Origin of the sequence: Rathayibacter sp. AY1A2 (assembly GCF_002930935.1) — a bacterium.
Taxonomy (GTDB): domain Bacteria; phylum Actinomycetota; class Actinomycetes; order Actinomycetales; family Microbacteriaceae; genus Rathayibacter.
Map to the genome: position 1 here is coordinate 36,995 of NZ_PSTP01000018.1, position 23,447 is coordinate 60,441.

The window sequence follows — 23,447 nt, forward strand, 5'->3', positions numbered from 1 at the left end:
GCATGTGCGGCCGCTTCGCGATGGACTCCGAGACCGATGAGCTGATCCGCGAGTTCGTCGCCGCGGGCGGGCGCGCCGAGGACTGGGCGCCCGACTACAGCGTCGCTCCCACCGACGTCGCGCCGATCGTGCGCGAGCGGCTCCACGACGGCGAGCGGGAGCGCGAGCTCGAGCTCGCGTCCTGGGGCTTCACCCCGTCCTGGTCGAAGGGCAGGGGGCCCTCGCCGATCAACGCGCGCCTCGAGTCGGTCGCGACGAACGGCCTGTTCCGCGGGGCGTTCGCCAAGCAGCGCGCGATCGTGCCGATGCGCGGGTACTACGAGTGGGAGGCCCGCGCCGACGGCAAGCAGCCCTGGTTCCTGCAGGGCGAGGAGTCGATCCTCGCCGCGGCCGGCCTCTACACGGCCCGGAAGGAGGGCGACGACTGGCGCGTCTCCTTCACGATCATCACCCGCGAGGCGCGCGACGCCTCCGGCGAGGTGCATGACCGGATGCCCGTGTTCCTCACGCCCGACGTGCGCGACGCCTGGCTCGACCCGGCTCCGCTCGCCTCTGCCGAGGAGATGCTCGCCACCCTCGACCGGGCGTCCGTCGCGATGGCCTCGACCGTCACGGCCCACCCGGTCGACCGCCGCGTGAACAACTCCCGCACCGTCGACCGCCGCGACCCGGGCCTGCTGACGCCGGTCGCCTGACGCCGCTCGCCCGGTAGGCGCGGGACGCTCCGCGCGGTCTGCGGAACCTCGGGGCGAGGGCGGACGACCGGTGGTGGGTGGACCGGAGAGCACGGGAGGGGCGGAGCCGCGGCCCCGCCCCTCCCGGGCGTCCTACTTCGTGCCCGCGTGACCCGGGAACGGCTTGCCGTTCAGCGAGACCTCGTCGGGGTCGACCTCGACGTCGCCCACGTCGTCCGGGCCGCCCGTGCCGGGCACGGCCTTCACCTCAGCCGAGCCGGAGACTTCGGTGCGGCTCTCCGCCGGATCCGAGTCCTGCTTGGCCTCGGTCTCGCGCTCGCTGCCGGGCGACTCCGAGATGTCCTTCTCGATGGTCTCGCTCTCGGAGGAGGTGGCGGGCGCCGCCCCGTCCGGCTTGCCGATGGTCGAGCCCTGGTCGTCCTGCTCCGTGCGGTCCTGGTCCATGTCGTCGCCTTTCGTCGGGACCTCCGACGCTACGTCGGGGCGCGCGCGGGGGCACCCGCTTGACAGCCCGGCCGGGGGAGGGCGGCGTGCAGGGTCGACGTACTACCCTGGGTCGACGGTCGCACCGGGGGGCGCGGCACACCCGCCGCCGACCGCGAGGAGGACCCGTGGCATCCCACCGGACAGGCGACACCCGCATCGTCGGGACGACGGTCGACGGCCGGTACACGATCGAGGAGCTCATCGGCCGCGGCGGCATGGCCACGGTCTACCGGGCGCGAGACGGCGTCCTCGGCCGCTCCGTCGCGCTGAAGATGTTCGCCCCCGGCATCGACGACGCGCAGGACCTGCAGCGCAAGGCGTCCGAGATCCGGCTGCTCGCGGCGCTCAACCACCCCGCCCTCGTCACCCTCTACGACGCGCACGACGGCGGCGACGACACCAACGGCCAGGCCTACATGGTGATGGAGCTCGCCGAGGGCCCGAGCCTGTCCGAGCGGCTCGCCGAGGGCCCGGTCGCGCCGAACGACGTCGCCTCGATGGCGGGCGACCTCGGCGAGGCCCTGCACACGGTCCACGCGGCCGGAGTCGTGCACCGCGACGTGAAGCCGTCGAACGTGCTGCTCGTCCCGAGCCCGCTGACCAGCCGCGAGTTCCGCCCGAAGCTGGCCGACTTCGGCATCGCCTCCCTCATCGACGCGACGCGGATCACCGCGCCCGGCACCCTCATCGGCACCGCCGCCTACCTCAGCCCCGAGCAGGCGCACGGCGACCCGGTCACCTCGGCGAGCGACATCTACTCCCTCGGCCTGGTGCTCCTGGAGTCGCTGACCGGCCGCCGCCCGTTCACGGGCTCGGCGATCGAGGTCACGCTCGCCCGCCTGCTCCGCGACCCCGAGGTCTCGGAGTCGCTCGGCAGCGGCTGGACCTCGCTCCTGACCTCGATGACGCGGCGCGAGCCCGGCGAGCGTCCCGCCGCGCTCCAGGTGGCGGAGTCGGCACGCCGCCTGATCGATCCGCGGCGCGACTCCCCGCCGGCGGCCATCGTCGTCCCTGACGTCCCCGCCACCCGGGTGATGTCGACGGAGCCGCTCGCCGAGACCGAGCCGATCACGCGGACGGAGGCGCTCGACCCGACCCGCCGGCTCGCGGCCGACGCGTACCCGGCCACGGAGGCGATCGCTCCGACGCAGCGCTTCACCGCGACCGAGCGGATCGCTCCGGCACCGCAGACCGCTCCGGCGCCGCGCACGGCTCCGCTCCGCTCCGCGGCCGCCCCTCCGCAGCGCCGCGGCCCGAGCCCGTGGCTGATCGTGCTGGTGCTCGCGCTGGTCGCGGTCGCCGTCGGGCTCGCGATCATCCTGATCGACGGTCCCCAGTCGCCTCTGCCGCAGGTGGACGGCGAGCTGGGCGACCACCTCCGTCAGCTGCGCGAGAGCATCCGCTCGTGAGGGGCCTCCGACTGCGCGCCGCCGGCGCCGTGCTCGCCTCGGTCCTGCTGCTGAGCGGATGCTCCTCCGCGCCGCAGGGCATCGACGAGGGCACCGCCCAGACCCTCGACGACGCGGTGGTGGCCGTCGCCGAGAAGGCCTCGGCCGACGACTACCAGGGCGCTCTCACCGAGCTCGCCTCGCTGCAGTCGGCGCTCGACGCCGCGCTCGCCGAGGGCTCCGTCAGCTCCGACCGCGCAGCGACGGTGCAGGCGCAGGTCGACGTCGTCCGCGCCGACCTCGAGGCCCTGATCGCGGGAGCCCCGGAGCCGGCGCCGGCCGAGACGACCGCCCCGGCTCCCGAGGAGACGACCCCGGTCGAGGAGGAGCCGGAGGACACGCCCGCTCCGGTCGAGACCGAGGACGACCCCGCCCCCTCGCCCGAGGAGTCGGAGCCGGAGGAGACGCCGACCGAGCCGGAGGAGCCCGCGGAGGAGACCCCGGCCGCTCCCGGCGAGGACGCTCCGGGAAACAGCGGGGACGCTCCGGGGAACAGCGGCGACGCACCCGGGAACAGCGGGAACGCTCCCGGCAACGGCAACGGCAACGGCAACGGCAACGGCCCCGGCGCTCGCGGTGCGGCGACCGGCGTCGGCGCCCCCGCGGGCAGCGGTGCCGCGCCCGGGGCCGCGAAGGGCCCCGGCGGCCGCTAGAGCGCTACTCCTGCGTCGAGAGCACGGCGAACGCCGCGTCGAGCTCGACGTCCACGTCCGTGCCGTCCTCGCGGGTGACCTCCACCTCGAAGGCGTGGCCGGCGTCGTCGCTGCGCTCGGCCTCGGTGACGGTCCCGGAGCCGACGGCGCCCAGCGCCGCCTCGCTCGCGCGGGCGAGGTCGTCGCCGGTGAGGTCGTCCGGGTCCACGGCGGCCGCGGTCGGGTCGCCGGCAGGCACGCCGTCGTCGTCGGAGCCGGCCTGGAGGGCGCGGTCGTCGGGGTCCACGGACACGACGGCGAAGGAGTCGTCGAGGCGCACCTCGTACTCGAGGCCGGCGCGGTCGGTCAGGTCCAGCTCGTAGCCGGTGGCGCCGTCGTCGTCGCGCTCGGCCGAGGTGACGGTCCCGCCGCCGATCTCGGCGAGCGCTGCCTCGCTCGCGCGGTCCAGGTCGCTGCCGGTGAGGGAGTCGGACCCCTCGAAGCCGTCGGTCGCGGCGTAGGCGATGCCCGTCCCGGCTCCGATCAGCACGACCGCTCCGGCGATCCCGGCGATGATCTTCGTCTTCTTCTGCACGATGGCTCCGTCCCGGCGCCGCTCGTCGACGCCTCCAGCACTCTCGCGGTCGGGCGCTGAAGCAGGCCTGAAGCGCCCGCTCAGCGGACGAGCGGCACCCGTACCTCGACCCGGGCGCCGCCCAGCGCCGAGTCGCCGACGACGACCCGTCCGCCGTGCGCCCGGGCGATCCCGGCGACGATCGCCAGGCCGAGGCCCGACCCTCCGGCGTCGCGCGCCCGGCCCTCGTCGAGGCGGACGAAGCGCTCGAGCACCCGCTCGCGCTCCGCCGCCGGGATCCCCGGCCCGTCGTCGTCCACCGCGAGCACCGCCTCCGCTCCGTCGATCCGGGTCGAGAGCGCCAGCTGCGAGGAGCGGTGCCGCACCGCGTTGTCGACCAGGTTCCGCAGCGCCCGCGAGAGCAGGGCCTCGTCGGCCACCGCCTGCACGGGCGAGATCCCGCTCGCGTCGACCCGGGCTCCGGAGTCGCGCAGGCGCCGCACCTCGCCGAGGGCGAGATCGTCGAGGTCCACGGGAGCCGCCGCCACGGCCAGGCGCGCCTCGTCCGCCCGGGCGAGCAGCAGCAGGCCCTCGATCAGCCCGCCGAGCCGCACCGACTCCTCCGCGACCGTCCTCGCCAGCCGGGCGGAGTCGAGCCGGTCCGGGTGCGCGAGCGCCACCTCCGCGGTCTGACGCAGCGCCGCGACGGGGGAGCGCAGCTCGTGCGAGGCGTCCGAGACGAAGCGCCGCTGCCGCTCCTGCCCGCTCTGCAGCCGATCGAGCATCCGGTTGAGGGTGTGCGCCAGCCGGTCGACCTCGTCGCCGGAGCCGGGAGCGGCGATCCGGCGGTCCAGGGCGGAGGAGGTGACCGCCTCGGCCTCCTCGCGCATCCGCTCCACGGGGCGCAGCGCCCGGCCGACGACGACGGCGCACACCACCGCCACCAGCGCGATCAGCAGCGGGACGGCGACCGCGAGCAGCCCGATCGTCGTGGACACCGCCTCCTCGCGGCCCTCGTCGGGCACGCCGACCACGACGAGGGAGTCGTCGTCGAGCTCGCGGGCGGCGACCACCACCGGCCCCTCGTCGTCCACGTCGACCGTGACCGGGTCGTCGCTCTCGGCCAGCGCGAGCGGAGGGAGGTCCTCCGCGTCCTCGCCCGCGGCGGCGACCCGCCCGTCGACCACGAGCTGGACCAGTCCCTCCGAGCCGCGGACGGCCTCCGGGCCGCCCTGCTCGACCAGCGCAGCGACCCGCTCCGCCTCGGCGTCGGCGGCGGAGGCGGCGCTCGAGGCGAGCACGGAGGAGAGGACCAGGACGAAGAGCACGCTCCCGAGGAGCGCGGCGGCGGCCACCACGGCGGTCGCGGCCGCGGTGATGCGGGTCCGCAGGCTCCGGCGGCTCACCCGGCCACCAGCGTGTAGCCCGCCCCGCGCCGGGTGCGGAGGGTATCGCGGCCGAAGGGCCGATCGATCTTGTTGCGCAGGGTGCGGACGTAGACCTCGACGATGTTCGGGTCGCCGTCGTAGTCGAAGTCCCAGACGGCTCCGAGGACGTCGCGTTTGGAGACGACCTCGCCCGCCCGTGAGACGAAGTACTCGAGGACGCTGAACTCGCGCGCGGTCAGCGGCACGGCGACTCCGCCCCGCTCGACGGTCCGGGACGCCGGATCCAGCACGAGATCGCCGACGACGCGCACCGTGGGCCGCTCGGCGGCTCCACGGCGGATGAGGGCGCGCAGCCGCGCGACGAGCACCGGGAACGAGAACGGCTTGGTGAGGTAGTCGTCGGCGCCGGTGTCGAGGGCCTCGACCTGGTCGAGGTCGCCGTCCTTCGCGGTGAGCATCAGGATCGGGGTCCAGTCCTCTTCGGCGCGCAGCCGCTCGCAGACGCGGAAGCCGCTGACGTCCGGGAGCATCAGGTCGAGGACGATGGCGGCGTAGTCGGCCTCCTGCGCGTACCAGAGGGCGTCGGTGCCGGTGGTGGCGGTGTCCACGGCGAAGCCCTCGGCCTCCAGGCCCGTCTCGAGGGCACGGAGCAGGTTGATCTCGTCGTCGACGACCAGGATGCGGATGGCGGCCTCCCCGGGCTCGGCGCGCGGGGGTCCGCGCGAGCCCAGGCTAGCCGCGGCCCCGCTGAAGCCCGCCTGAAGCGCCGGCGGACCACCGCGTCCCGCCGAGGCGCCGGCTCCCCGCCGGGACACCGGCGGGAGCGCGGTGTCCCGGCGGGACGCGCGGCGCCCGGGCGCGGGTCACTCGTCGCGGTCGGTGTACTCGCCCTCGCCCTCGGCGGAGGTGCCCGCGGCGCTGGTGTCGACGTAGCTGCCCTTGTCGGCGGTGCTCTGCTCGTTCACCGAGGTGTCGACGTAGCTGCCCTCGGCCTCGCCGGCGGTGTGCGAGACGCCCTCCGTCGAGGTGTACTCGCCGCCCTCGGTGTCCTCCGTGCTCGTGCCCTCGGCGACGTGACGGCCGTGGCCGGCGGTGTGCTCGTCGTGACCCTCGTGGTGGTCGTGGTGCTCGTGACCCTCGTGGTGCTCGTTGTCGTGGTCGTGGTGGGCCATGGCGGCCTCCTCGCTTCGTCGCGTCGGTGCGCGGTCGGATCGGCCGCGCTCGCTCCGAGACTTCTGCATCGGGGGCGGGGGTGCAAGACGTGGCGGCTGCACATCCGTGCCGCGCAACTCCTACCGGCGCCGGATCCGTCCGCCTAGCCTCCGAGGATGAGCAGACCCCCTCGCACCCGCTGGAGCGTCATCGGCCAGCTCGGACCGGCCTTCGACGACGGCGGTCCGATGCTGCTGGTCGAGGCCCGATCGGCGTTCGGGCGCCGCCCGATGCACCGCGCCAAGGCGCAGCTGCTGCTGTCGGCGCTCCGCCACCGCGCCCGCGAGCTCGGGGACCGCGCCGAGTACGTCCGCTCCGAGACCTTCGGCGAGGCCCTCGCCGGGCGCGACGACCTCGAGGTGATCGACCCGCCGACCCGCGGCGGCCGCCGCCTCGCCCGCAGGCTCGGCATGAGCGTCCTGCCCAGCCGCGGCTTCATCACGGCCGAGGAGGACTTCCGCGAGTGGGCGCTCTCCCGGACGGGCAAGCGCCTGCTGCTGGAGGACTTCTACCGGTGGAGCCGCGAGCGCACCGGCGTGCTGATGCGCGGGGACCAGCCCGAGGGCGGCCGCTGGAACTACGACCACGACAACCGCCAGCCTCCGCCCAAGGGCGCCTCCCGGCTCGGCCTGCCCGACCCGTGGTGGCCGGAGGAGGACGACATCGACGAGGAGGTGCGCGCCGACCTCGCGCGCTGGGAGGCCGAGGGGGCGGTCCGCCTGGTCGGCGCCGACGGTCCGCGCCGCTTCGCCGCGACGCCCGCCGAGGCCGAAGCGGCGCTCGCCGACTTCGTGTCGTCGCGCCTGGGCGACTTCGGGACCTACGAGGACGCGATGCTCTCGGGCGACTGGACGATGGCGCACTCGTTGCTCAGCGCCCCGATGAACCTCGGCGTGCTCGATCCGCGGACGGTCGTCGAGGCGGCCGAGGCGGAGTACGCCGCCGGGGGCGCGCCCATCGCGGCGACGGAGGGGTTCATCCGCCAGATCCTCGGCTGGCGCGACTACGTCTGGAACCTGTTCTGGCACCTCGGGCCGGAGTACCGGAACCGCAGCCGCGCGCTCGGCGCCTCCACGCCGCTGCCCGCCGAGCTGCTCGCTCTCGACCCGAGCGGCATCGAGGCGAACTGCCTGCACGAGACGCTCGACGACGTGCACCGGCACGGCTGGGCGCACCACATCCAGCGCCTGATGGTGCTCGGCAACTGGGGGCTGCAGCGGGGGTGGGATCCGGCGGAGCTCAACGACTGGTTCGTGGACGTCTTCGTCGACGGCACGGAGTGGGTGATGCCGGCGAACGTGATCGGGATGTCCCAGCACGCCGACGGCGGCGTCGTCGCGACGAAGCCGTACGCCTCGGGCGGCGCCTACATCAACCGGATGTCCGACTACTGCGGCGGCTGCCGCTTCGACCCGAAGGTGCGCCTGGGCGAGAACGCCTGCCCGGTGACCGCCGGGTACTGGGCCTTCCTCGACCGGGCCGAGCCGGTCCTCCGCGGCAACCACCGGATGGCCCAGCCCCTCGCGGGCCTGCGCCGCCTCGCGGACCGCGAAGCGGTGGTCGACCAGGAGCGCCTGCGCGAGACGTACTGACGCGGGGCCGGCGGCGCGCCCGCCGCTACTCCGCGCGCACGAAGCGCGACACGGTGACCGCGACCGTCACCGCGGTCGTCCCCTCCACCGCCGCGAGCCGAGCGTCCAGCGCCTCGGGATCCACGTGGTGGGCACTCGGCCCCATCAGCACCTCGGCGCGCAGCTCGTCGACGCTCATCAGCACCGTCGTGTCGAGCTCGATGCGCTCCTCGAGCGCGAACCCCGCCAGCTGCTCGTCGAGCCGCTCCGCCTTGCCGGCGTCGATGCCGAGCATCCCGAACCGCTCGCGGATCTCGTGCAGGTGCCTCTCGCGCGGAGTGACGACGACGGCGACGCCGCCCGGACGGAGCACCCGCCGCATCTCCGGGGCGTTCCGCGGCGCGAAGACGGTGAGCAGCGCGTCGGCGGAGGCGTCGGCCAGCGGGAGGGGCTGCCAGAGGTCCGCGGTCGCGATCGCCGCCCGGGGGTGCGCGCGGGCGGCGCGGCGGGCGGCCGGGGCCGAGAGGTCCAGGCCCAGCCCGTCCGCCGCCGGATGCGCCTCGAGCGCGGCCGCGAGGTACGCCCCGGTGCCGCAGCCGAGGTCGACCACGAGCCGCGCGCCGGCGGGGACGGCCGCGGCGACCGCGTCCTGGATCACCCGGTAGTGGCCGGAGCCGAGCAGGTCGGCGCGGGCCTGCACCATCGCCGCGGTGTCGCCCGAGGTCGCGTGCCTCCCGCGCAGCAGCGAGGCGTAGCCCTGGCGCGCGAGGTCGGCGCTGTGCCCGAGGGGGCAGCGGAGCGAGGAGGGGCGGGGGAGCGCGTCGGGGGCGAGCGCGCCGCCGCAGACCGGGCAGGCGAGGGCGGGCAGCACCGTCGATCCGGGTCGGGCGGCCGGATCGAACGCGCTCACTCCGCTCCGGGCGTGCGCGCCCGCATGGCGGTGACCGCCGCGTTCAGCGTCGCGATGGTCGGCACCGCGAACAGCGCCCCGGCGAGCCCGGCCACCTCGAGCCCGGTCGCGACTCCGAGCACCACGGCGAGCGGATGCACCTTCACGGCGGTCCCGAGGATGAGCGGCTGCAGCACGTGCCCCTCGAGCAGGTGCACCAGGATCACGACGCCGACCATCACCAGCGCGGCGACGGGCCCGCTGAACAGCAGCGCGACCAGTGCGGCGAGCGCACCGGTCACGATCGCGCCGAGGATAGGGACGAACGAGCCGAGGAACACCACGATCGCGATCGGCACGACGAGCGGCAGCTGCAGCGCGAGCGCGCCGATGCCGATGCCGACGGCGTTGATCCCGGCGACGCCGAGCTGCGCGATCACGAACTGGCTGAGGGTCCGCCAGCCGGCGGCGCCGCCGCGCTCCATCGCCGGGCGGGCGCGGCGGGGGAGGAGGCGGAGGAACCAGTGCCAGATGCGGCGGCCGTCGAGGAGCAGGAAGATCAGCGAGAACAGGGTGAGGAGGGTTCCGGCGAAGACCTCGGCCAGCTGGGAGCCGACGGCGAGGGCCCCGGACGCGATCGTCGACGCCTGCGCGTCGGCCCAGTCGACCGCGCGCTGCGCCCAGTCCGAGAGCTGGACGTCCGAGAACGACAGCGGCGGGCTCCGCAGCCACGCCTCGACGCCGTCGACCGCGTCGAGAGCGCGCTGCCCCACTCCGCTGAAGCCGGAGCGCGACTGCACGATCACCAGCCCGACGAGGCCGGTCAGCAGGAGGAGCATCAGGACGATCGAGACCAGGACCGCGAGCGGGCGGGGGAGCCGCAGGCGCTCGAGCCGGTTCCGCAGCGGGGTGAGGAGCGCGGTGAGCAGCAGCGCGATCAGCACCGGCACGACGATCACGGGCAGCAGCGAGACGAGGCGCACGAGGAGGTAGAGGAGCCCGGCGACGGCGAGGAAGCGCCACGACCAGGCGGCGGCGATCCGCATCCCGGTCGAGACGTCGCTCGAGGCGTCGTCCGGCGAGTCCGCGAGGGCCGGAGCCGGGACCGCTGCCGGGGGAGCGGCGTCCGCAGGCGGGGTCGTCGCCGTGCCGTGCCGCTCGTCGCGCGCTCGCCGTCCCCGCATGACCCCTCCGATCCTCTCGCAGTGTACGGCTGAGCGGCCGTCCGGGACCGGGAGAGAGCCCGGGGGCGCCGCGCCTGGCCGGATCGGGGCACCGGATGCACCGGCAACGGCTCGTCCGGAGGGCGGAACGCGCCGGATCGCGCCGTCTCCGCCCCGTTCCCCGCCTCGGCCGCGGGAGGCCGGTCCGCGCCGGTAGCGTCGCGCGGGTCGATGCCGAGCGAGGAGGGCGACGGATGCTGGAGGCGGTTCTCGCGATCGCCGGGTGGTGCGCGGGCGCGGTGCTCGTCGTCAGCGGTGCCCTGAAGCTCGGCCGCGCGGAGCGGTTCCGGGCGACCCTCGAGGCGCTCGGGGTCCCCCTCCTCCTCCGGCGCCGCGGCTGGTTCGCGGCCGCCTTCCCCGTCGTCGAGATCGCGCTGGGCGCCGCGGTGGTGCTGGCGCCCGCTCCGGCGCACCGTACCGCCCTCGTGCCGGTGGCGCTCCTCGACGCCGTGTTCCTCGTCGTCGCCGTCCGCGCGGTCCGCGCGGCGGAGGACGTCGACTGCGAGTGCTTCGGCGGTCTGGGCTCGGCGCGGATGACCGGACGCACCGTCGCGAGGAACGCGGTGCTGCTCGCGCTGGCGGTCGCCGGGGCGCTCGGCGGGCTCGCTCCGGCCGCGCTGCTCGGCGGCGGCGGTGCCTCGGCGGCGGCGTCCGGGCTCGCCGCCGCTCTCGCCGCGGTCTCGCTCGTGCTGGTGCGCGACCGCCGTGCGGCGTCGACGGCCGCTCGCGTCCGGGCGGCCGCCCGCCTGTCCGCAGCCGACAGGGAGTCCGCGCCGGGGCCCGCGCATGAGGGCGACCTCTCGGCCGCCGACCTCGCGTTCGTCACGGTGGCCGGCGAGCTCCTGACGCTCGAGGAGCTGTCCCGCCCGGCGACGCACCTCGTCTTCTTCTCGCCTTCGTGCGCCGCCTGCCACGAGCTCGTCGAGCGCTTCCGCTGGTGGCCCCACGGCCTGCGCCCGGGCGAGGAGCTGCTGCCCGTCCTTCTCGGCAGCCGCGAGGACTTCGCGGTGCACGCCGTCTACGGGCCGCTCGTCGACCACGCCCTCTACGATCCGGAGGGCCGCGTCGCCGCCGTCCTCGGCCGAGCAGGGACGCCGGGCCACGTGCTCCTCACGCCCGAGCGTCCGCTCGGCGACGGCTGGACCTCGGGAGCCGCGTCGATCGAGGCGCGCGTGCTCCGGCCCGGGTTCCTCGCCGAGCTGCAGGCGGGCGGCCCGGACCCGGCTCCGGCGGCGGGCGGCGCGGTACCGGCGGGGTGACGACGGCCGGAGGGCGGAGCAGGGCCGACGACGACCGACCGAGGGCGGCCGGGCTCAGCGGCGCTCGAACTCGCCGGACATCGAGCCGTGCACGGGGTGGGCGGGATCGTCACCGACGGCGCGGGAGGGATCGTCGATCTCGACGGCGCGGGACGGGGCCTCCTCGTCGCTCGCGTCGAGGCCGAAGCCGTCCTCGAGCAGCTCCTGGGCGATGCGGCTCGAGAGGCCGCTCCTCTCGCCCGGTCCGGGGTCGCTCTCCGGGTCGACGGGGGCGGCGAACGCCTGCTCGAGTCCGGACGCCGGCATCCCGGCGTCGTCGATCGAGTCGGCTCGTCCGTCGGAGGGTCCTCGTGCAGGTCTCGGCATGCGCCCGAGCGTAGAGGACAGGCCCCTGAAGGTCGACGCTCCGTCGCGCACTGCCGGGCCGCCCGCGCGCCGGGTCAGTCGTGCAGCGACCAGGAGTGGGGAGCGACCTGGACGCCGCCGATGGTCGCCGTCTGGTCGCCGATGTTCAGCGCGAGCCGCGCGGTGCGTCCCTCCGGGCCCTCCGCCACGAGCAGCACGGCGGTGTTGGAGAGGTCGACCGTGCGGGTGCTCGCGCCGACCAGCCACGGGTTCCGTCGGCGGAACGCGACGACCTCCTGGTGGGCGCGGTAGGCCTCTCCGCCCGGCCACTCGGCGGGATCGGCCGGGAACTCCGGGCGGATCGCGTCGTCGCCGCCGATCCGCTCCTCCTTGACGCCGCGCAGGCCCCGCTCGTCGCCGGAGTAGATGCTCGGCACGCCGGCGACGAAGCCGAGGATCGCCGTGGCGTGGCCGTGGTGGCGCTCGTCGCTGACGGCGCTGGCGATCCGGGTCACGTCGTGGTTGCCGACGAAGGTCAGGGGCAGGAACTCGCGGACGAAGTCGTCGTGGCGCTTCACGGACCAGGCCAGCTCGAAGAGGTTCACCTCCTCGAGGGAGTTGCGGACGGCCTTCCAGAGCTCGTACTGCGTGACCGAGTCGAGCCCGGACTCCCGCACGTAGCCGGTGTAGTCGCCGTGGATGACCTCGCCGACGAACCACGCGTCGGGGAAGCGCTGCCGCACCGGGTCGATCGCCGCGTGCCAGGCCGCCGGCGCGACCGCGTACGCCGCGTCGAGCCGCCAGCCGTCGATGCCCCGCTCGAGCCAGTGCGCGAGCACGGACGACACGTGCTCCGCGACCTCGGGGTTCCCGTTGTCGAGCTCGACCAGGGCGTCGTGCCCCTCGAACACGTCGACGCGGAGGCCGTCGACCTCCTGCGACCGCTCGCTGCGGGAGAAGCGCGCCGCCTCGGGGGAGCCCTCGCCGGCCGCGACCGCGGCACGCCACCAGGGGTGCTCCCGTCCCACGTGGTTGAAGACCCCGTCGAGCAGCACCCGGATCCCGCGCTCGCGGCACGCGGCGATCAGCGCGTCGAGGTCTGCCTCGTCGCCGAGGCGGGGATCGACCCGGAAGTGGTCGACCGTGTCGTAGCCGTGGGTGGAGGAGGCGAAGACCGGCCCGAGCAGCAGCCCGTTGCAGCCCAGCGCCAGCAGGTCGTCGAGCCAGGGGAGCAGGGCGCGGAGGCGGTGCTGCGGCTCGTCGTCCGGACCCGGACCCTCCGAGGCGCTCGCCTCGGCGCCCGTGAAGCCGAGCGGGTAGACGTGCCACCAGATCGCCGTCGAGATCCAACCGTCCGTCTGAGCCATCGTGGCCGTCCTCCCGGCCCGCTCGGGCGCGGGCCGCCGTCACTGTAGCGAGGCGGGCTGGACCGGAGCCGCGCCCGCTCACGGGCCGGGCCGCAGGGCGGTGATCCAGGCCAGCACGGCCAGGCCCGCCCGCACGGAGGCGGGTGCCGTGACGGAGCAGACGAGCAGTGCGAGAGCCGCGCAGGCGAGCCCGGCCACCGCGCTCCTCCGCTCGCCCGCCCACCGCAGCGCCCGCACGGACGCGATCACCGCGGCGACCGCCACGGCGACGGCGGGGAGGGCCCAGAGCGGATGCACGGAGGACGCGAGCGCGAGCAGGCCCAGCGCGAGCGCGGCGAGACCGGGCTCGTACTGCCGGCTAGCGGGAGGGTGCCGCCGGGGCGGCCGGGGGAGGGCCGCGTCGGCCGGAGCGGATGGAGGGAGGAGTGCCGTCGTCGTCATGAGCCGATCCTCGTCAGGCGGCGGACTCTGCGGAGAGGCGATCGGCGGATCGGTGGACGAGAGGCGCCGAGCGCCTCCTGTGGAGGGACCGACCGGCGCGATCGGCGTCGTTCCGGGCGTCTCGAGGCCGGAATCGCCGGAGATCCGGGGCGGGGCTGGTAGGTTACCGACGGTCCGACCGGTTGAGGACGTCCGTCCCCGGCCGAGGACGATCCATCGAAACCAGCTGTTCCGACAGCGAGAACGTCCTGGGAGGACACTCCATGGCTGACAAGTCGCTCAACCGCACCGAGCTCGTCGCGAAGATCGCCGCCGACTCCGGCCAGAGCCAGGCCGCCGTCAACGGCGTCCTCGACTCGCTCTTCACCACCCTCGCCGACTCCGTGTCGAACGACGTGAAGGTCACCATCCCCGGCTGGATCGCCGTCGAGCGCACCTCCCGCGCCGCGCGCACCGGCCGCAACCCGCAGACCGGCGAGACCATCCAGATCGCCGCCGGCCACTCGGTCAAGGTCTCCGCGGGCACCAAGCTCAAGGCCGCCGCGAAGTAGTCGCGCCCTCCGACACGGCCCCGGCACTGCGCCGGGGCCGTCGTCGTCCGCGGACGCGGCCGCCGATCGTCCGCGGACGCGGCTGCCGATCAGCCGCGGAACGTAGGCTGGACCGGTGAATCGAACCGTCCGGATCGTCGGCCCTGCCCTCGTGCTCGTCGCCGCAGCGCTCGTCGCCCTCCTCGCGGCCCTGGCCTTCGGAGGGGGAGCCGCGGCTCCGCTGCTGAACGATCCCGGCCCCGTGGTCCGCTACGGCCTCCCGATCGCCAAGCTGGCCGTCAATCTCGGCGCCGCGGGGATGATCGGCTCGCTCGTGCTGACGCTGTTCGCGCTGAGCCCCCGCGCCGCCGCCGCCCGCGACGCCCGGTCCTCGTCCCGATCTTCGACCGCTCACGCCTCCTCGCGCGGCGGCCAGTCCTCGCGCGGCGGCCAGTCCTCCTCCCGCGCCGGATCGACGCGCACCGCGGTCGCCCCCGCGCGCCCCGCGCCCGCCGAGGCCGCGCCCGAGCCGCGCACCGAGTTCTCGATCGCCCTCGACGTCGCCGCCGCCAGCGCCGCCTTCTTCGCGGCGGCCAGCGCGGTGACCGGGTTCCTCACCTTCCTCAACGTCACGCAGACGCCCCTGAGCCTCGACCGCGACTTCGGCACCAAGCTCAGCTACTTCATCGGCAGCATCGAGGTCGGCCAGGCCTGGCTCATCACGACGCTGCTCGCGGCCGTCGTCACCGTCCTCTGCTTCGCCGTCCGCAACCAGACCGCGCTCGTCTTCGTCACGGGCCTGGCCCTGCTCACGCTGCTGCCGATGGCGCAGCAGGGGCACGCGGCGGGAGCGAGCGGGCACGACGCCGCCGTCACGGCGCTGGGCCTGCACCTCGTCTTCGCGGCGATCTGGCTGGGCGGCCTCATCACCGTCATCGCCCTGCGGCCCCTGCTCGGCGGCTCCCGCCTGCTGCCCGTGATCGAGCGCTACTCCAGCCTCGCGCTCGTGAGCTTCGTCGTGGTCGCGGCGTCCGGGTACGTCAGCGCCGAGCTCCGGCTCGCCACTCTCGACAACCTGCTGACCGGCTACGGGATCCTCGTGCTGGTCAAGGTCGCGGCGCTGGTCGCGCTGGGCCTGTTCGGCGTTCTGCAGCGCCGCTACCTCATCGAGCGGATGCGGAAGGCCGGCGGTGTCGGCGGCCGCAGCTTCTGGTGGCTCGTCGGCGCCGAGATCGCCTTCATGGGGATCGCGTCCGGAGTCGCCGCGGCTCTCGCGCGCACCGCGACCCCGGTCGACCAGATCGCCGCGAGCCAGCTCACGGATCCGACCCCGGCCCAGCTGCTGACGGGCGAGCCCCTGCCGCCGCCCGCGAGCGCGATGAACTTCCTCACGCTCTGGAACATCGACCTGGTCTGGCTCCTGGTCTGCTCCTTCGCCATCGCGTTCTACGTCGCCGGAGTGGTGCGCCTGCACCGCCGCGGCGACCGCTGGCCCCTGCACCGCACGATCCTCTGGATCGCGGGCATGCTCCTCCTGGCCTACATCACGAACGGCGGGGTGAACGCGTACGAGAAGTACCTGTTCAGCGCCCACATGCTCTCGCACATGGTCCTCACCATGGCGGTGCCGCTGCTGCTCGTCCCGGCGGCACCGGTCACGCTCATCGCCCGCGCCGCCGCCCGCCGCACCGACGGCTCCCGCGGTGCCCGCGAGTGGGTGCTGCTCGCCGTGCACTCGCGCTTCGCCACCGCGATCTCGCACCCGATCGTCGCCGCGCTGCTGTTCGTCGGGTCGCTCTGGGGCTTCTACTACTCCCCGCTGTTCCGCTGGGCCACCACGGACCACATCGGCCACGAGTGGATGATCGTCCACTTCCTGATCACCGGCTACCTCTTCGTCAGCGTCCTGATCGGAGTGGACCCGAGCGTGCACCGCGTGCCCTACGCGATGCGCCTGCTGCTGCTGCTGGGCACCATGGCGTTCCACGCCTTCTTCGGCCTCGCACTGATGACGGGGGAGGGGCTGCTCCTCGCCGACTGGTACGGAGCGATGGGCTGGGGCACCTCCGCGCTCGCCGATCAGCAGGCGGCCGGCGGCATCGCGTGGAGCATCGGCGAGATCCCCACCCTCGCGCTCGCGATCGTCGTCGCGATGATGTGGAGCCGCTCCGACGCCCGCGAGACCAAGCGCCGCGACCGCCAGGCCGACCGCACCGGAGAGGCCGAGCTCACGGCCTACAACGACCGCCTGGCCGCCCTCCAGAAGCGCGGCTGATCCGCGCCCGGGCCCCGGGGTCCCGGCGGCCCGCGGGTACAGTGGAGCGGTGACTCAGCCGACCCTCTCCGACGAGCAGCAGCGGGTCTTCGACCTCATCGAGAACACGCGCGAGCACCTGTTCGTCACGGGTCGCGCGGGCACGGGCAAGTCCACCCTGCTCAACCACCTGAGCTGGAACACCGACAAGCAGATCGTCATCTGCGCCCCCACCGGCGTCGCGGCGCTGAACGTCGGCGGCCAGACCATCCACTCGCTCTTCCGACTGCCGATCGGCGTCATCGCCGACTCCGACCTCGACCAGCCGCCCGAGCTGCGCAAGCTCCTCAACACCATCGACACGCTCGTCATCGACGAGATCTCCATGGTCAACGCCGACCTGCTCGACGGGATCGACCGCAGCCTCCGGCAGGCGCGGCAGCGGCGCTCCGAGCCGTTCGGGGGCGTGCAGGTCGTCCTCTTCGGCGACCCGTTCCAGCTCGCACCCGTTCCCGGCGATCCGGAGGAGCGCGCCTACTTCGCCGACCGCTACCGCTCGCTGTGGTTCTTCGACGCCCTCGTCTGGCAGGAGGCGCCGCTGCGGATCGTCGAGCTCGGCCGGATCCACCGGCAGAGCGACGAGCGCTTCAAGTGGATGCTCAACGCGGTCCGCTTCGGCATGGTGACGAAGGAGATCGCCGACGTGCTGAACGCCGCGGGCGCGCGGACGCCTCCGGCGGACGACGCGATCACGCTCGCGACCCGCAACGACACGGTCAACCGCATCAACCAGGCGGCGCTCGCGCGGCTGAAGGGCCCCCTGAAGACCGCCTCGGCCGAGATCAGCGGCGACTTCGGCGGGCGCGCCTATCCGGCGGACCAGAACCTCGAGCTCAAGATCGGCGCGCACGTGATGTTCCTGCGCAACGACTCCGAGCAGCGTTGGGTGAACGGCACGATCGGCCGGGTGACGAAGGTCGCGGGGACGGTGTGGGTCGAGGTGGACGGCGAGGTCCACGAGGTCGAGCCCGCGACCTGGGAGCGCTACCGCTACTCCTACTCCGCCGCGACGAAGAAGCTCACCCGCGAGATCGTCGCCGAGTTCGCGCAGTTCCCGCTCCGCCTGGCGTGGGCGGTCACGATCCACAAGTCGCAGGGCAAGACCTACGACTCCGCCGTGGTCGACCTCGGGCAGCGCGCCTTCGCCCCCGGGCAGACCTACGTGGCGCTCAGCCGCATCACGAGCCTCGAGGGGCTCTACCTGACGCGGCCGCTCCGGCCGAGCGACATCATCGTCGACAAGGACGTGCTGCGCTTCATGTCCGAACGGCGAGCCGAGCCGGCCGCCGTCGCGGAGGCGTCCGCGGACTGACGCCCCGCGGAGGACGTGGGAGCAGGGGCCTCAGGCCGCCGCGCAGGTCCGGGCGAGATCGCGGAACAGCTCCGTCGTCAGCCGGTACGCCTCCGCGACCTCCGCGATGACCCGCTCGCGCTCCTCCTCGTCCCAGCCCGCGGCGTCGAGCTGCTCGCGATAGGTGGCGCGGAAGGCCGACGGTGCGGCGATCTCGCCGAAGAGGAAGAAGCCGACGCCGTTGGTCTCGAAGCCGAACCGCCGCTGCAGCAGCCCGCGGACGATCGCGCAGCCGGAGAGGTCACCGAGGTAGCGCGTGTAGTGGTGGGCGACGAAGCCGCCGCTCCAGCCCGAGGCCACGGTGCGGATCCGGTCGACGTAGGCGCTGGTCGAGGGCAGCGGGCGGATGCGCTCGCGCCAGTCCTCGCCGACGAGGAAGCGCAGGTCCTCCGCGATCGCGGGGAGCCGGGTGAGCTTGGCCGAGAGGAAGGGCTCCGCGACCGGATCGCCGGCCATGTCCTCCGCCACGGCCTCGAGGGCCTCGTAGACGAAGTAGTGCTGCGAGATGAGCGCGATGTAGTCGTCGCGGCTGCCGGAGCCGGTCATCAGCGAGGTCATGAAGGCGGCGCCCTCGTCGTCCGCGCCGGACTGCCCGATGCGCAGGCGCAGGGCCTCGGAGAACGGGATGACGTTCGACACGGTGGCCTCCCTCGGCGACTGAGGACTGCCTTACCTTAGCCGAGCGGAGCCGCTGGGACCAGAGGCGTCAGTGCCCGTGTCCGCCGTCGACGACGGAGTGCATCATCCCGCCCATGTCGCCCGAGCCGCCCGAGGAGGCGGCCATGGCGGGGGTGGCGAGGGCGGAGACGGCGAGCGCGCCGGCCAGGAGTCCGACGAGAGCTCGCGACGGCGAGACGGCCTTCTCCTCGACGCGCGGAGAGCGGAGCGAGACGGCCACCACGGCGACCGCGATCAGCTGGAGGACCGCGGCGGCCAGCGCGGGGAGGGGCTCGGCGAGTGCGCCGAGGGCCAGAGCGAGGGCGAACGCCGCCAGGGAGGCGACCGCGACGACCAGCGCGGAGCGCGGCACGACGATCCGGCCGCGTGCCAGGACGAGGACCGCCCAGAGGATCTCGACAGCACCGAGCGCTCCGATCACCGGAGCCTGCACGCCCTCGCCGCCGGCGGCGAGCGAGAGGTGGACGAGCCCGGCGCCGAGTCCGGCGAAAGCGGCGTTGCAGCGGGCCACGGTGGTCATGGCGGCTCCTTCGCTGGATCGGGGAAGAAGAGGAGGCCCCGGATCGACACACCGCATCGTGTCGTCCGGGGCCGTTCAGTCCGTCCGCCGCGGAAAACGGCGGGCCCACGGCGGACGGAGTAGAGGGGGGCGGCGGGTGCCGCCCGGGTCAGGCGGTCGCGGTGGTGCGCGTCCTCGCCGTCTTCTCGGTGCCGAGTCCGACTCCCAGGAGCACCAGCGCGCTGGCCAGGTGCAGGAAGTGGTCGGCGGTGTTCAGCGCCAGCACGTTCAGAGCGGTGTCGACCAGGAAGAAGCCGACGATGCCGAGCAGCAGGTACACCGCTCCGACGGTCACGTTGACGGTCTTCGCCGCGGCGACGGTCGACAGGCCCGCGATCAGCAGCGCGCCTCCGATGAGCAGGTGGGCGATGTTGTGCAGCGGGTTCACCTCGAAGACGCCGAGCAGGAGCCCGCCTTCGGTCGAGAGGAACTGCACGCCTCCGGTCACGACGAAGCCGAGCAGCCCGACGACGACGTAGACGGCTCCGAAGAGAGTCGCCAGCAGTCGATTGGGGGATCTGCGCATGGTCTCTTACCTCCTTCGAGCAGCGCCTCTGCGCTGTACTCCCTCTCTTCGTAACCGGGCGCCTGCCGGTTTGGGAACGGGGTGGACTCCGCCGGTCACGGTCAGGACACGAATCGCGATCGGGCGCTCAGCGGCCCTCTCCGGCCCGACGGAGCCCCCGTACAGTGGTGCCGTTCGCAGACGACGGGGGAGTCGCACGGCATGGGATCTCGCAGACGGACGCGGACGGGGCTGCTCGTCGTCCCGGTCCTCGTGCTCGCACTGGCCGGCTGCACGCCCGCCGCCGCCTCGCGCGTGGCGGAGGCGCCCGCGCAGGCGGCGTCGGAGGAGCTCGCCTCCGCCCTGTCGGGGTTCCTCGACGAGACGGTCGGCGTCGCCGGCGCGACCGGAGCGGTCGCCGGCGTCTGGTCGCCATGGGGCGGCAGCTGGGAGGGCGCGGTCGGCTGGGAGTCGGACGAGCGCACCACCGCCCTCACCACCGACGCGCACCTGCGGCTCGGCACCGGCGGCACCGAGGCGATGACCTGCGACGTGGTCCTCGCCCTCGCCGACTCCGGCCGGGTCGACCTCGACGCCGACGTCGGCGAGACGCTTCGCTCCCTGCCCGGCATCGACGGCCTCACGCTGCGCGAGCTCTGCGCGCACACCTCCGGCCTGGCCGACTTCCGCTCGGCGCTCTGGCCGACCGTGCTCCAGAACCCCCCGCGGCAGTGGCCGACGCTCGAGCTGCTCGCCGCGGCCCAGGTGCGCGGCGCCTCGGCCGAGCCCGGAGCGGCGTGGTCCGACTCCGCCACCGGTCCGCTGCTCGCCGGCATCGTCGCCGCGCAGGTGACCGGTCGGAGCATCGGGGAGCTCTACGACCAGTACGTGGTGCCGCGGTACGGGCTGCGCAGCACGGAGCTGCCCGGCGCCTCCGAGGTCGACCTGCCCGCTCCGTCCCCCCGCGGCTACGCGGTCGCGCTGGACCCGGCGACCGGGGAGAAGCGCTGCGACGTGCGGCTCGACGTCACCGCCGCGTCCCCGTCCGCGCTCGGCGCCGCGGGCGGAGCGCTGACCGATCTGGAGGACCTCCGGCGGCTGGCGGCGGGGCTCGCGGCCGATCCCGCGGGCGACGCCATGTGGCAGGACCCGGTCGTCCAGGGCCAGGGCCGCGCCGACTACCTCCGCGCCGGGCTCGGCGGGCACGAGGCGGGACCCCTCCGCGGCTTCTCGGGTCTCGCGCCCGGCTTCGTCACCGCGGCCTACTCCGACCCGGTCTCGGGCCTGACCGTGGCCGTCTCGATCAACAGCTCGACGCCTGGCGGCGACTTCGCCGCGACGGTCGCCCGCACCCTGGCCGCCATCGCGGTCGAGCAGGGAGCCGCGACGGGAGCCGAGGGCCTGCCCCGGCTCCCGTGGACGGCCGACGGCGAGCGCGGCGCCGTGCAGGGGACCCCGACGCGCTGCTGATCCGGCGGCGCCCTACTCTGGTGCCATGCCGATCACTCCCGACACCAAGGACTGGACCTGGGTCCTCGAGCGCCCGTGCCTCGAGTGCGGTTTCGACGCCTCGCTCGTCAACGCCGACGAGGTCGCCGAGCTCATCCGCGAGAACGCCGCCGCCTGGCCCTACGTGCTCGACCGCGACGATGCGGCGGGCCGGCCCGACGACGAGACCTGGTCGCCGCTCGAGTACGCCGCGCACGTGCGCGACGTGCATCGCATCTACCGCACCCGCGTGCAGCTGATGCTCGCCGGCGACGACCCGCTCTACCCCAACTGGGACCAGGACGTCACCGCCGTGGAGGAGCGCTACGACCAGCAGGACCCCGCGACGGTCGGCCGCGAGCTGGTCGAGGCGGCTGAGCGCATCGCCGAGGTGTTCGACTCCGTCGCCGGCGCCCAGTGGCAGCGCCGAGGCCGCCGCAGCGACGGCGCGGCGTTCACGGTCGACACGATCGCCCGCTACTACCTGCACGACGTCCAGCACCACCTGCACGACGTGCAGGGCTGAGCTCAGGTGTCGATGAGCTGCGGATTGAGGAACGAGAGCGTCCGCGCGTAGGCGAGCGCCGCGGAGGCGGGGCTGACCGCGTCGCGCAGGTTGCCGTTCGCGAAGTGCCGCTGCGTGTCCGGGTAGGTGTGCGCCGTGACCGGCGTCCCCGACTCCTTCAGCCGTCCGACGAACGACTCCGGGTCGTCGCCCGCGGGCCACTCGTCGCTCTGCGCGTAGTGCAGGAGGGTGGGGCACGGGACCAGCACGTGCTCCTCCGCACCGAGGGTGGCGTAGTACGCGACCACCGCGTCCACGAGCCCGGTGCCCGCGGCGAGCAGCCCGAGGCGGCCGCCGAAGCCGAAGCCGATGACGGCGCTGCGCGGCGCCCCGGCCGCGACTCCGGTGCCGACCGCCTCGGCGACGGCGGCGAGGGTGCGGTCCTGCGCGGCCATCGCGGCGAGGTCGCGCGCGTCCTCCGGGGCGAGCGTGGCCCAGCCGTCGTAGAGGTCGGGCACGAGCACGTGGTAGCCGTGCTTCGCCACGGCCTCGGCGAACGGCTCCAGCCACGGCAGGCGCCCGAACACGTCGTGCAGCACGACCACCACGGGCCGGCCGGGGTGCCCGTACTCGAGGGCGACGCCCGGCGACGGGATCTGGACGAGCTCTGTCACCCCTCCACCCTGCCCTCTGCGTCCCGCGATCCCGCGCGCTGCCACTGATCCGCCCGGCGTGTCGCGTCGGAACGCCGCTCGGGCGCCTCACCGCTCCGCGCGGCCGTGCGGCTCCAGTGGCAGGACGACCTGCTCGCGCAGGTGCTCGTAGACGACCGAGGTGCGCACGTCGGCGACCTCGCGGCGCTGCGTCAGCTCGTCGATGACGAAGGCGTAGAGGTCCTGGTTGTCGCGGACGGCGACGTGGATGATGAAGTCCTCCGAGCCGGAGGTGACGAACACGCCGACCGTCTCGTCGAGGCCGGCGACCCAGTCGCGGAAGGCCTCGATGATCTCGCGCGACGGCGGACGGATGCGGACCGCGATCAGCGCCTGCACGCCGCGCCCGAGGGCCGCGAAGTCGAGAGTGAGCGTCGCGCCGGTGATCACGCCGCGGCGCCGGAGGCTCCTCGTGCGGTCGAGGGCGGTGGTCGGCGAGACGTGCACGGCGGCTGCGAGGTCACGGTTCGTGATCCGTGCATCCGACTGCAGGACCTGCAGGATCCGGACGTCGAGTTCGTCGAGTGCCGCTCCTGGGCCGTTCTGCTGGTCGTTCATACGGAGATCCTGCCGAAGGGGAGCCCTCCTGCCTACTGTTCGTGACGTCACTGCGCACGAACCGAGGAGCATCATGACCATCCCCGCCCCCGACGCCGTCGGCTTCCACCCCGACGAGATCGACACCGCCGCGCCCACCCGCTCGGCCCGCCTCAAGTGGGTGGTCGTCGTCGACGAGTCCCTCCCCGCCGGCCGCGCCGTGAACGCCGCGATCTGCGTGGGCGCCGCGACGGCCGCGCACGTCGCGGGGCTGCTCGGACCGAGCCCCGCCGACGCGTCCGGATCGCTGCATCCCGGTCTGCCGTGGGCCGGCTGCACGGTCCTCGCCGCCGACGCGGCGACCCTGCTCGCGATCCGCGCGAAGGCCGAGGCGCACGACGGGACGTTCGTCGCCGACATGCCCGCGTCGGCGCAGGCCACCCGGGTGTACAACGAGTACCGGGAGGCGGTGGCGGCGAGCGGCTCCGACGAGCTGCAGTACCTCGCGGTCAGCCTGGTGGGGCCGAGGAACCGGATCGACAGGATCGTCGGGCGGCTGCCGCTGCTGGGCTGACGGACACCGCGGGGCTGCCGGACGCCGCTGCGCTGACGGACGCCGCTGCAGCGCCGGAGGAGGAGCCGCTCGCGTCGGGCCGGAGGAGGAGCCGCTCGCGTCGGGCCGGAGGAGGAGCCGCTCGCGTCGGGCCGGAGGACCGGCCGCAGACGAGGGGGGGGGG

26 protein-coding genes are annotated in these 23,447 nt (G+C 74.4%); 11 read left to right on the plus strand and 15 right to left on the minus strand.

Going from position 1 to position 23,447, the window contains the following annotated elements; genetic code table 11:
• The first annotated feature begins 2 nt into the window (after positions 1–2).
• A complete protein-coding gene (locus C5B93_RS13570) occupies positions 3–695 on the plus strand; it encodes an SOS response-associated peptidase (protein WP_104292686.1) in 693 nt (230 codons plus the stop codon).
• Between the two features lie 132 nt (positions 696–827).
• Here C5B93_RS13570 and C5B93_RS13575 read toward each other — a convergent pair whose 3' ends face one another.
• Entirely contained in the window at positions 828–1,139 is a 312-nt protein-coding gene (locus C5B93_RS13575; RefSeq protein ID WP_104222919.1) for a hypothetical protein, read from the minus strand.
• A 167-nt stretch (positions 1,140–1,306) separates the two neighbouring features.
• Here C5B93_RS13575 and C5B93_RS13580 point away from each other — a divergent pair, with 167 nt between their 5' ends.
• Positions 1,307–2,590, plus strand: coding sequence for a serine/threonine-protein kinase (locus C5B93_RS13580; protein ID WP_104292687.1), 1,284 nt, complete (start codon positions 1,307–1,309; stop codon positions 2,588–2,590).
• The gene (locus tag C5B93_RS13585; RefSeq protein WP_104292688.1) at positions 2,587–3,282 is read left to right on the plus strand and encodes a hypothetical protein; all 696 of its coding nucleotides are present in this window, start codon (positions 2,587–2,589) and stop codon (positions 3,280–3,282) included. The genes C5B93_RS13580 and C5B93_RS13585 overlap by 4 nt, the downstream gene beginning before the upstream one ends.
• A gap of 4 nt (positions 3,283–3,286) precedes the next feature.
• Here C5B93_RS13585 and C5B93_RS13590 read toward each other — a convergent pair whose 3' ends face one another.
• From C5B93_RS13590 to C5B93_RS13605, 4 genes are all read right to left on the minus strand, one after another.
• A complete protein-coding gene (locus tag C5B93_RS13590; protein ID WP_104292689.1) occupies positions 3,287–3,856 on the minus strand; it encodes a PepSY domain-containing protein in 570 nt (189 codons plus the stop codon).
• Positions 3,857–3,936: 80 nt separating this feature from the next.
• Entirely contained in the window at positions 3,937–5,241 is a 1,305-nt protein-coding gene (locus tag C5B93_RS13595; RefSeq protein ID WP_258065387.1) for an ATP-binding protein, read from the minus strand.
• On the minus strand, positions 5,238–5,909 hold the full coding sequence (locus C5B93_RS13600) for a response regulator transcription factor (RefSeq protein WP_104233165.1): 672 nt from the start codon (positions 5,907–5,909) through the stop codon (positions 5,238–5,240). The genes C5B93_RS13595 and C5B93_RS13600 overlap by 4 nt, the downstream gene beginning before the upstream one ends.
• Positions 5,910–6,086: 177 nt before the next feature.
• Positions 6,087–6,395, minus strand: a complete 309-nt coding sequence (locus tag C5B93_RS13605) for a hypothetical protein (protein ID WP_181027115.1) — start codon at positions 6,393–6,395, stop codon at positions 6,087–6,089.
• A 156-nt stretch (positions 6,396–6,551) separates the two neighbouring features.
• Between C5B93_RS13605 and C5B93_RS13610 the strand changes: the two genes are divergently transcribed.
• Positions 6,552–8,027 carry a cryptochrome/photolyase family protein gene (locus C5B93_RS13610; RefSeq protein WP_104292691.1) on the plus strand — a complete coding sequence of 492 codons (1,476 nt, stop codon included), beginning with the start codon at positions 6,552–6,554 and terminating at the stop codon, positions 8,025–8,027.
• Between the two features lie 25 nt (positions 8,028–8,052).
• Here C5B93_RS13610 and C5B93_RS13615 read toward each other — a convergent pair whose 3' ends face one another.
• Together C5B93_RS13615 and C5B93_RS13620 are read right to left on the minus strand one after the other, a co-directional pair.
• Positions 8,053–8,916, minus strand: a complete 864-nt coding sequence (locus C5B93_RS13615) for a methyltransferase domain-containing protein (RefSeq protein WP_104233067.1) — start codon at positions 8,914–8,916, stop codon at positions 8,053–8,055.
• Positions 8,913–10,079 (minus strand): AI-2E family transporter, encoded by a 1,167-nt coding sequence (locus C5B93_RS13620; RefSeq protein ID WP_104292692.1) that lies wholly within the window; start codon positions 10,077–10,079, stop codon positions 8,913–8,915. The genes C5B93_RS13615 and C5B93_RS13620 overlap by 4 nt, the downstream gene beginning before the upstream one ends.
• A 233-nt stretch (positions 10,080–10,312) precedes the next feature.
• Here C5B93_RS13620 and C5B93_RS13625 point away from each other — a divergent pair, with 233 nt between their 5' ends.
• On the plus strand, positions 10,313–11,377 hold the full coding sequence (locus C5B93_RS13625; RefSeq protein ID WP_104233069.1) for a MauE/DoxX family redox-associated membrane protein: 1,065 nt from the start codon (positions 10,313–10,315) through the stop codon (positions 11,375–11,377).
• Between the two features lie 54 nt (positions 11,378–11,431).
• Here the strand turns inward: C5B93_RS13625 and C5B93_RS13630 are convergent, their stop codons facing one another.
• From C5B93_RS13630 to C5B93_RS13640, 3 genes are all read right to left on the minus strand, one after another.
• Entirely contained in the window at positions 11,432–11,743 is a 312-nt protein-coding gene (locus tag C5B93_RS13630; protein WP_146078496.1) for a hypothetical protein, read from the minus strand.
• Between the two features lie 74 nt (positions 11,744–11,817).
• Positions 11,818–13,089, minus strand: coding sequence for an alpha-amylase family glycosyl hydrolase (locus C5B93_RS13635; protein WP_104292693.1), 1,272 nt, complete (start codon positions 13,087–13,089; stop codon positions 11,818–11,820).
• 78 nt (positions 13,090–13,167) lie between these two features.
• Complete coding sequence (locus C5B93_RS13640; protein WP_104292694.1) at positions 13,168–13,530, minus strand: hypothetical protein; 363 nt, start codon at positions 13,528–13,530, stop codon at positions 13,168–13,170.
• Positions 13,531–13,793: 263 nt separating this feature from the next.
• Here C5B93_RS13640 and C5B93_RS13645 point away from each other — a divergent pair, with 263 nt between their 5' ends.
• The 3 genes from C5B93_RS13645 (at position 13,794) to C5B93_RS13655 (ending at position 17,686) form a co-directional block, all read left to right on the plus strand.
• A complete protein-coding gene (locus C5B93_RS13645; RefSeq protein ID WP_056037903.1) occupies positions 13,794–14,081 on the plus strand; it encodes an HU family DNA-binding protein in 288 nt (95 codons plus the stop codon).
• A 115-nt stretch (positions 14,082–14,196) separates the two neighbouring features.
• Positions 14,197–16,335 (plus strand): bifunctional copper resistance protein CopD/cytochrome c oxidase assembly protein, encoded by a 2,139-nt coding sequence (locus tag C5B93_RS13650; protein WP_258060447.1) that lies wholly within the window; start codon positions 14,197–14,199, stop codon positions 16,333–16,335.
• Between the two features lie 49 nt (positions 16,336–16,384).
• Positions 16,385–17,686, plus strand: coding sequence for an ATP-dependent RecD-like DNA helicase (locus C5B93_RS13655; protein ID WP_104222908.1), 1,302 nt, complete (start codon positions 16,385–16,387; stop codon positions 17,684–17,686).
• Positions 17,687–17,716: 30 nt separating this feature from the next.
• Here C5B93_RS13655 and C5B93_RS13660 read toward each other — a convergent pair whose 3' ends face one another.
• The 3 genes from C5B93_RS13660 to C5B93_RS13670 form a co-directional block, all read right to left on the minus strand.
• Entirely contained in the window at positions 17,717–18,364 is a 648-nt protein-coding gene (locus C5B93_RS13660; protein ID WP_104226125.1) for a heme oxygenase (biliverdin-producing), read from the minus strand.
• A gap of 67 nt (positions 18,365–18,431) precedes the next feature.
• Complete coding sequence (locus C5B93_RS13665) at positions 18,432–18,923, minus strand: hypothetical protein (protein WP_104292695.1); 492 nt, start codon at positions 18,921–18,923, stop codon at positions 18,432–18,434.
• Positions 18,924–19,071: 148 nt separating this feature from the next.
• Positions 19,072–19,488 (minus strand): DUF4383 domain-containing protein, encoded by a 417-nt coding sequence (locus C5B93_RS13670; RefSeq protein ID WP_104292696.1) that lies wholly within the window; start codon positions 19,486–19,488, stop codon positions 19,072–19,074.
• Positions 19,489–19,689: 201 nt separating this feature from the next.
• On the opposite strand from C5B93_RS13670, the gene C5B93_RS13675 reads away from it, so the two are divergent.
• Positions 19,690–20,937 carry a serine hydrolase gene (locus C5B93_RS13675; protein WP_104292697.1) on the plus strand — a complete coding sequence of 416 codons (1,248 nt, stop codon included), beginning with the start codon at positions 19,690–19,692 and terminating at the stop codon, positions 20,935–20,937.
• A 25-nt stretch (positions 20,938–20,962) separates the two neighbouring features.
• Positions 20,963–21,481, plus strand: coding sequence for a DinB family protein (locus tag C5B93_RS13680; RefSeq protein WP_104292698.1), 519 nt, complete (start codon positions 20,963–20,965; stop codon positions 21,479–21,481).
• 2 nt (positions 21,482–21,483) lie between these two features.
• On the opposite strand, the gene C5B93_RS13685 is transcribed toward C5B93_RS13680, so the two are convergent.
• Positions 21,484–22,134, minus strand: coding sequence for a dienelactone hydrolase family protein (locus C5B93_RS13685; RefSeq protein ID WP_104237610.1), 651 nt, complete (start codon positions 22,132–22,134; stop codon positions 21,484–21,486).
• Positions 22,135–22,221: 87 nt separating this feature from the next.
• Positions 22,222–22,731: an Lrp/AsnC family transcriptional regulator gene (locus C5B93_RS13690; protein ID WP_104255349.1), complete on the minus strand. Its 510-nt coding sequence runs from the start codon at positions 22,729–22,731 to the stop codon at positions 22,222–22,224.
• Positions 22,732–22,804: 73 nt separating this feature from the next.
• Between C5B93_RS13690 and C5B93_RS13695 the strand changes: the two genes are divergently transcribed.
• On the plus strand, positions 22,805–23,284 hold the full coding sequence (locus C5B93_RS13695) for a DUF2000 domain-containing protein (RefSeq protein WP_104292699.1): 480 nt from the start codon (positions 22,805–22,807) through the stop codon (positions 23,282–23,284).
• Positions 23,285–23,447: the final 163 nt, after the last annotated feature.

Excerpts from the sequence above, each read along its gene's own strand:
- C5B93_RS13665 (WP_104292695.1), bottom strand. The coding sequence starts at position 18,923 with ATGACCACCGTGGCCCGCTGCAACGCCGCTTTCGCCGGACTCGGCGCC.
- C5B93_RS13635 (WP_104292693.1), bottom strand. The coding sequence starts at position 13,089 with ATGGCTCAGACGGACGGTTGGATCTCGACGGCGATCTGGTGGCACGTC.
- C5B93_RS13675 (WP_104292697.1), top strand. The coding sequence starts at position 19,690 with ATGGGATCTCGCAGACGGACGCGGACGGGGCTGCTCGTCGTCCCGGTC.
- C5B93_RS13645 (WP_056037903.1), top strand. The coding sequence starts at position 13,794 with ATGGCTGACAAGTCGCTCAACCGCACCGAGCTCGTCGCGAAGATCGCC.
- C5B93_RS13570 (WP_104292686.1), top strand. The coding sequence starts at position 3 with ATGTGCGGCCGCTTCGCGATGGACTCCGAGACCGATGAGCTGATCCGC.
- C5B93_RS13695 (WP_104292699.1), top strand. The coding sequence starts at position 22,805 with ATGACCATCCCCGCCCCCGACGCCGTCGGCTTCCACCCCGACGAGATC.
- C5B93_RS13575 (WP_104222919.1), bottom strand. The coding sequence starts at position 1,139 with ATGGACCAGGACCGCACGGAGCAGGACGACCAGGGCTCGACCATCGGC.
- C5B93_RS13605 (WP_181027115.1), bottom strand. The coding sequence starts at position 6,395 with ATGGCCCACCACGACCACGACAACGAGCACCACGAGGGTCACGAGCAC.
- C5B93_RS13620 (WP_104292692.1), bottom strand. The coding sequence starts at position 10,079 with ATGCGGGGACGGCGAGCGCGCGACGAGCGGCACGGCACGGCGACGACC.
- C5B93_RS13630 (WP_146078496.1), bottom strand. The coding sequence starts at position 11,743 with ATGCCGAGACCTGCACGAGGACCCTCCGACGGACGAGCCGACTCGATC.
- C5B93_RS13680 (WP_104292698.1), top strand. The coding sequence starts at position 20,963 with ATGCCGATCACTCCCGACACCAAGGACTGGACCTGGGTCCTCGAGCGC.
- C5B93_RS13640 (WP_104292694.1), bottom strand. The coding sequence starts at position 13,530 with ATGACGACGACGGCACTCCTCCCTCCATCCGCTCCGGCCGACGCGGCC.
- C5B93_RS13625 (WP_104233069.1), top strand. The coding sequence starts at position 10,313 with ATGCTGGAGGCGGTTCTCGCGATCGCCGGGTGGTGCGCGGGCGCGGTG.
- C5B93_RS13670 (WP_104292696.1), bottom strand. The coding sequence starts at position 19,488 with ATGCGCAGATCCCCCAATCGACTGCTGGCGACTCTCTTCGGAGCCGTC.
- C5B93_RS13690 (WP_104255349.1), bottom strand. The coding sequence starts at position 22,731 with ATGAACGACCAGCAGAACGGCCCAGGAGCGGCACTCGACGAACTCGAC.
- C5B93_RS13610 (WP_104292691.1), top strand. The coding sequence starts at position 6,552 with ATGAGCAGACCCCCTCGCACCCGCTGGAGCGTCATCGGCCAGCTCGGA.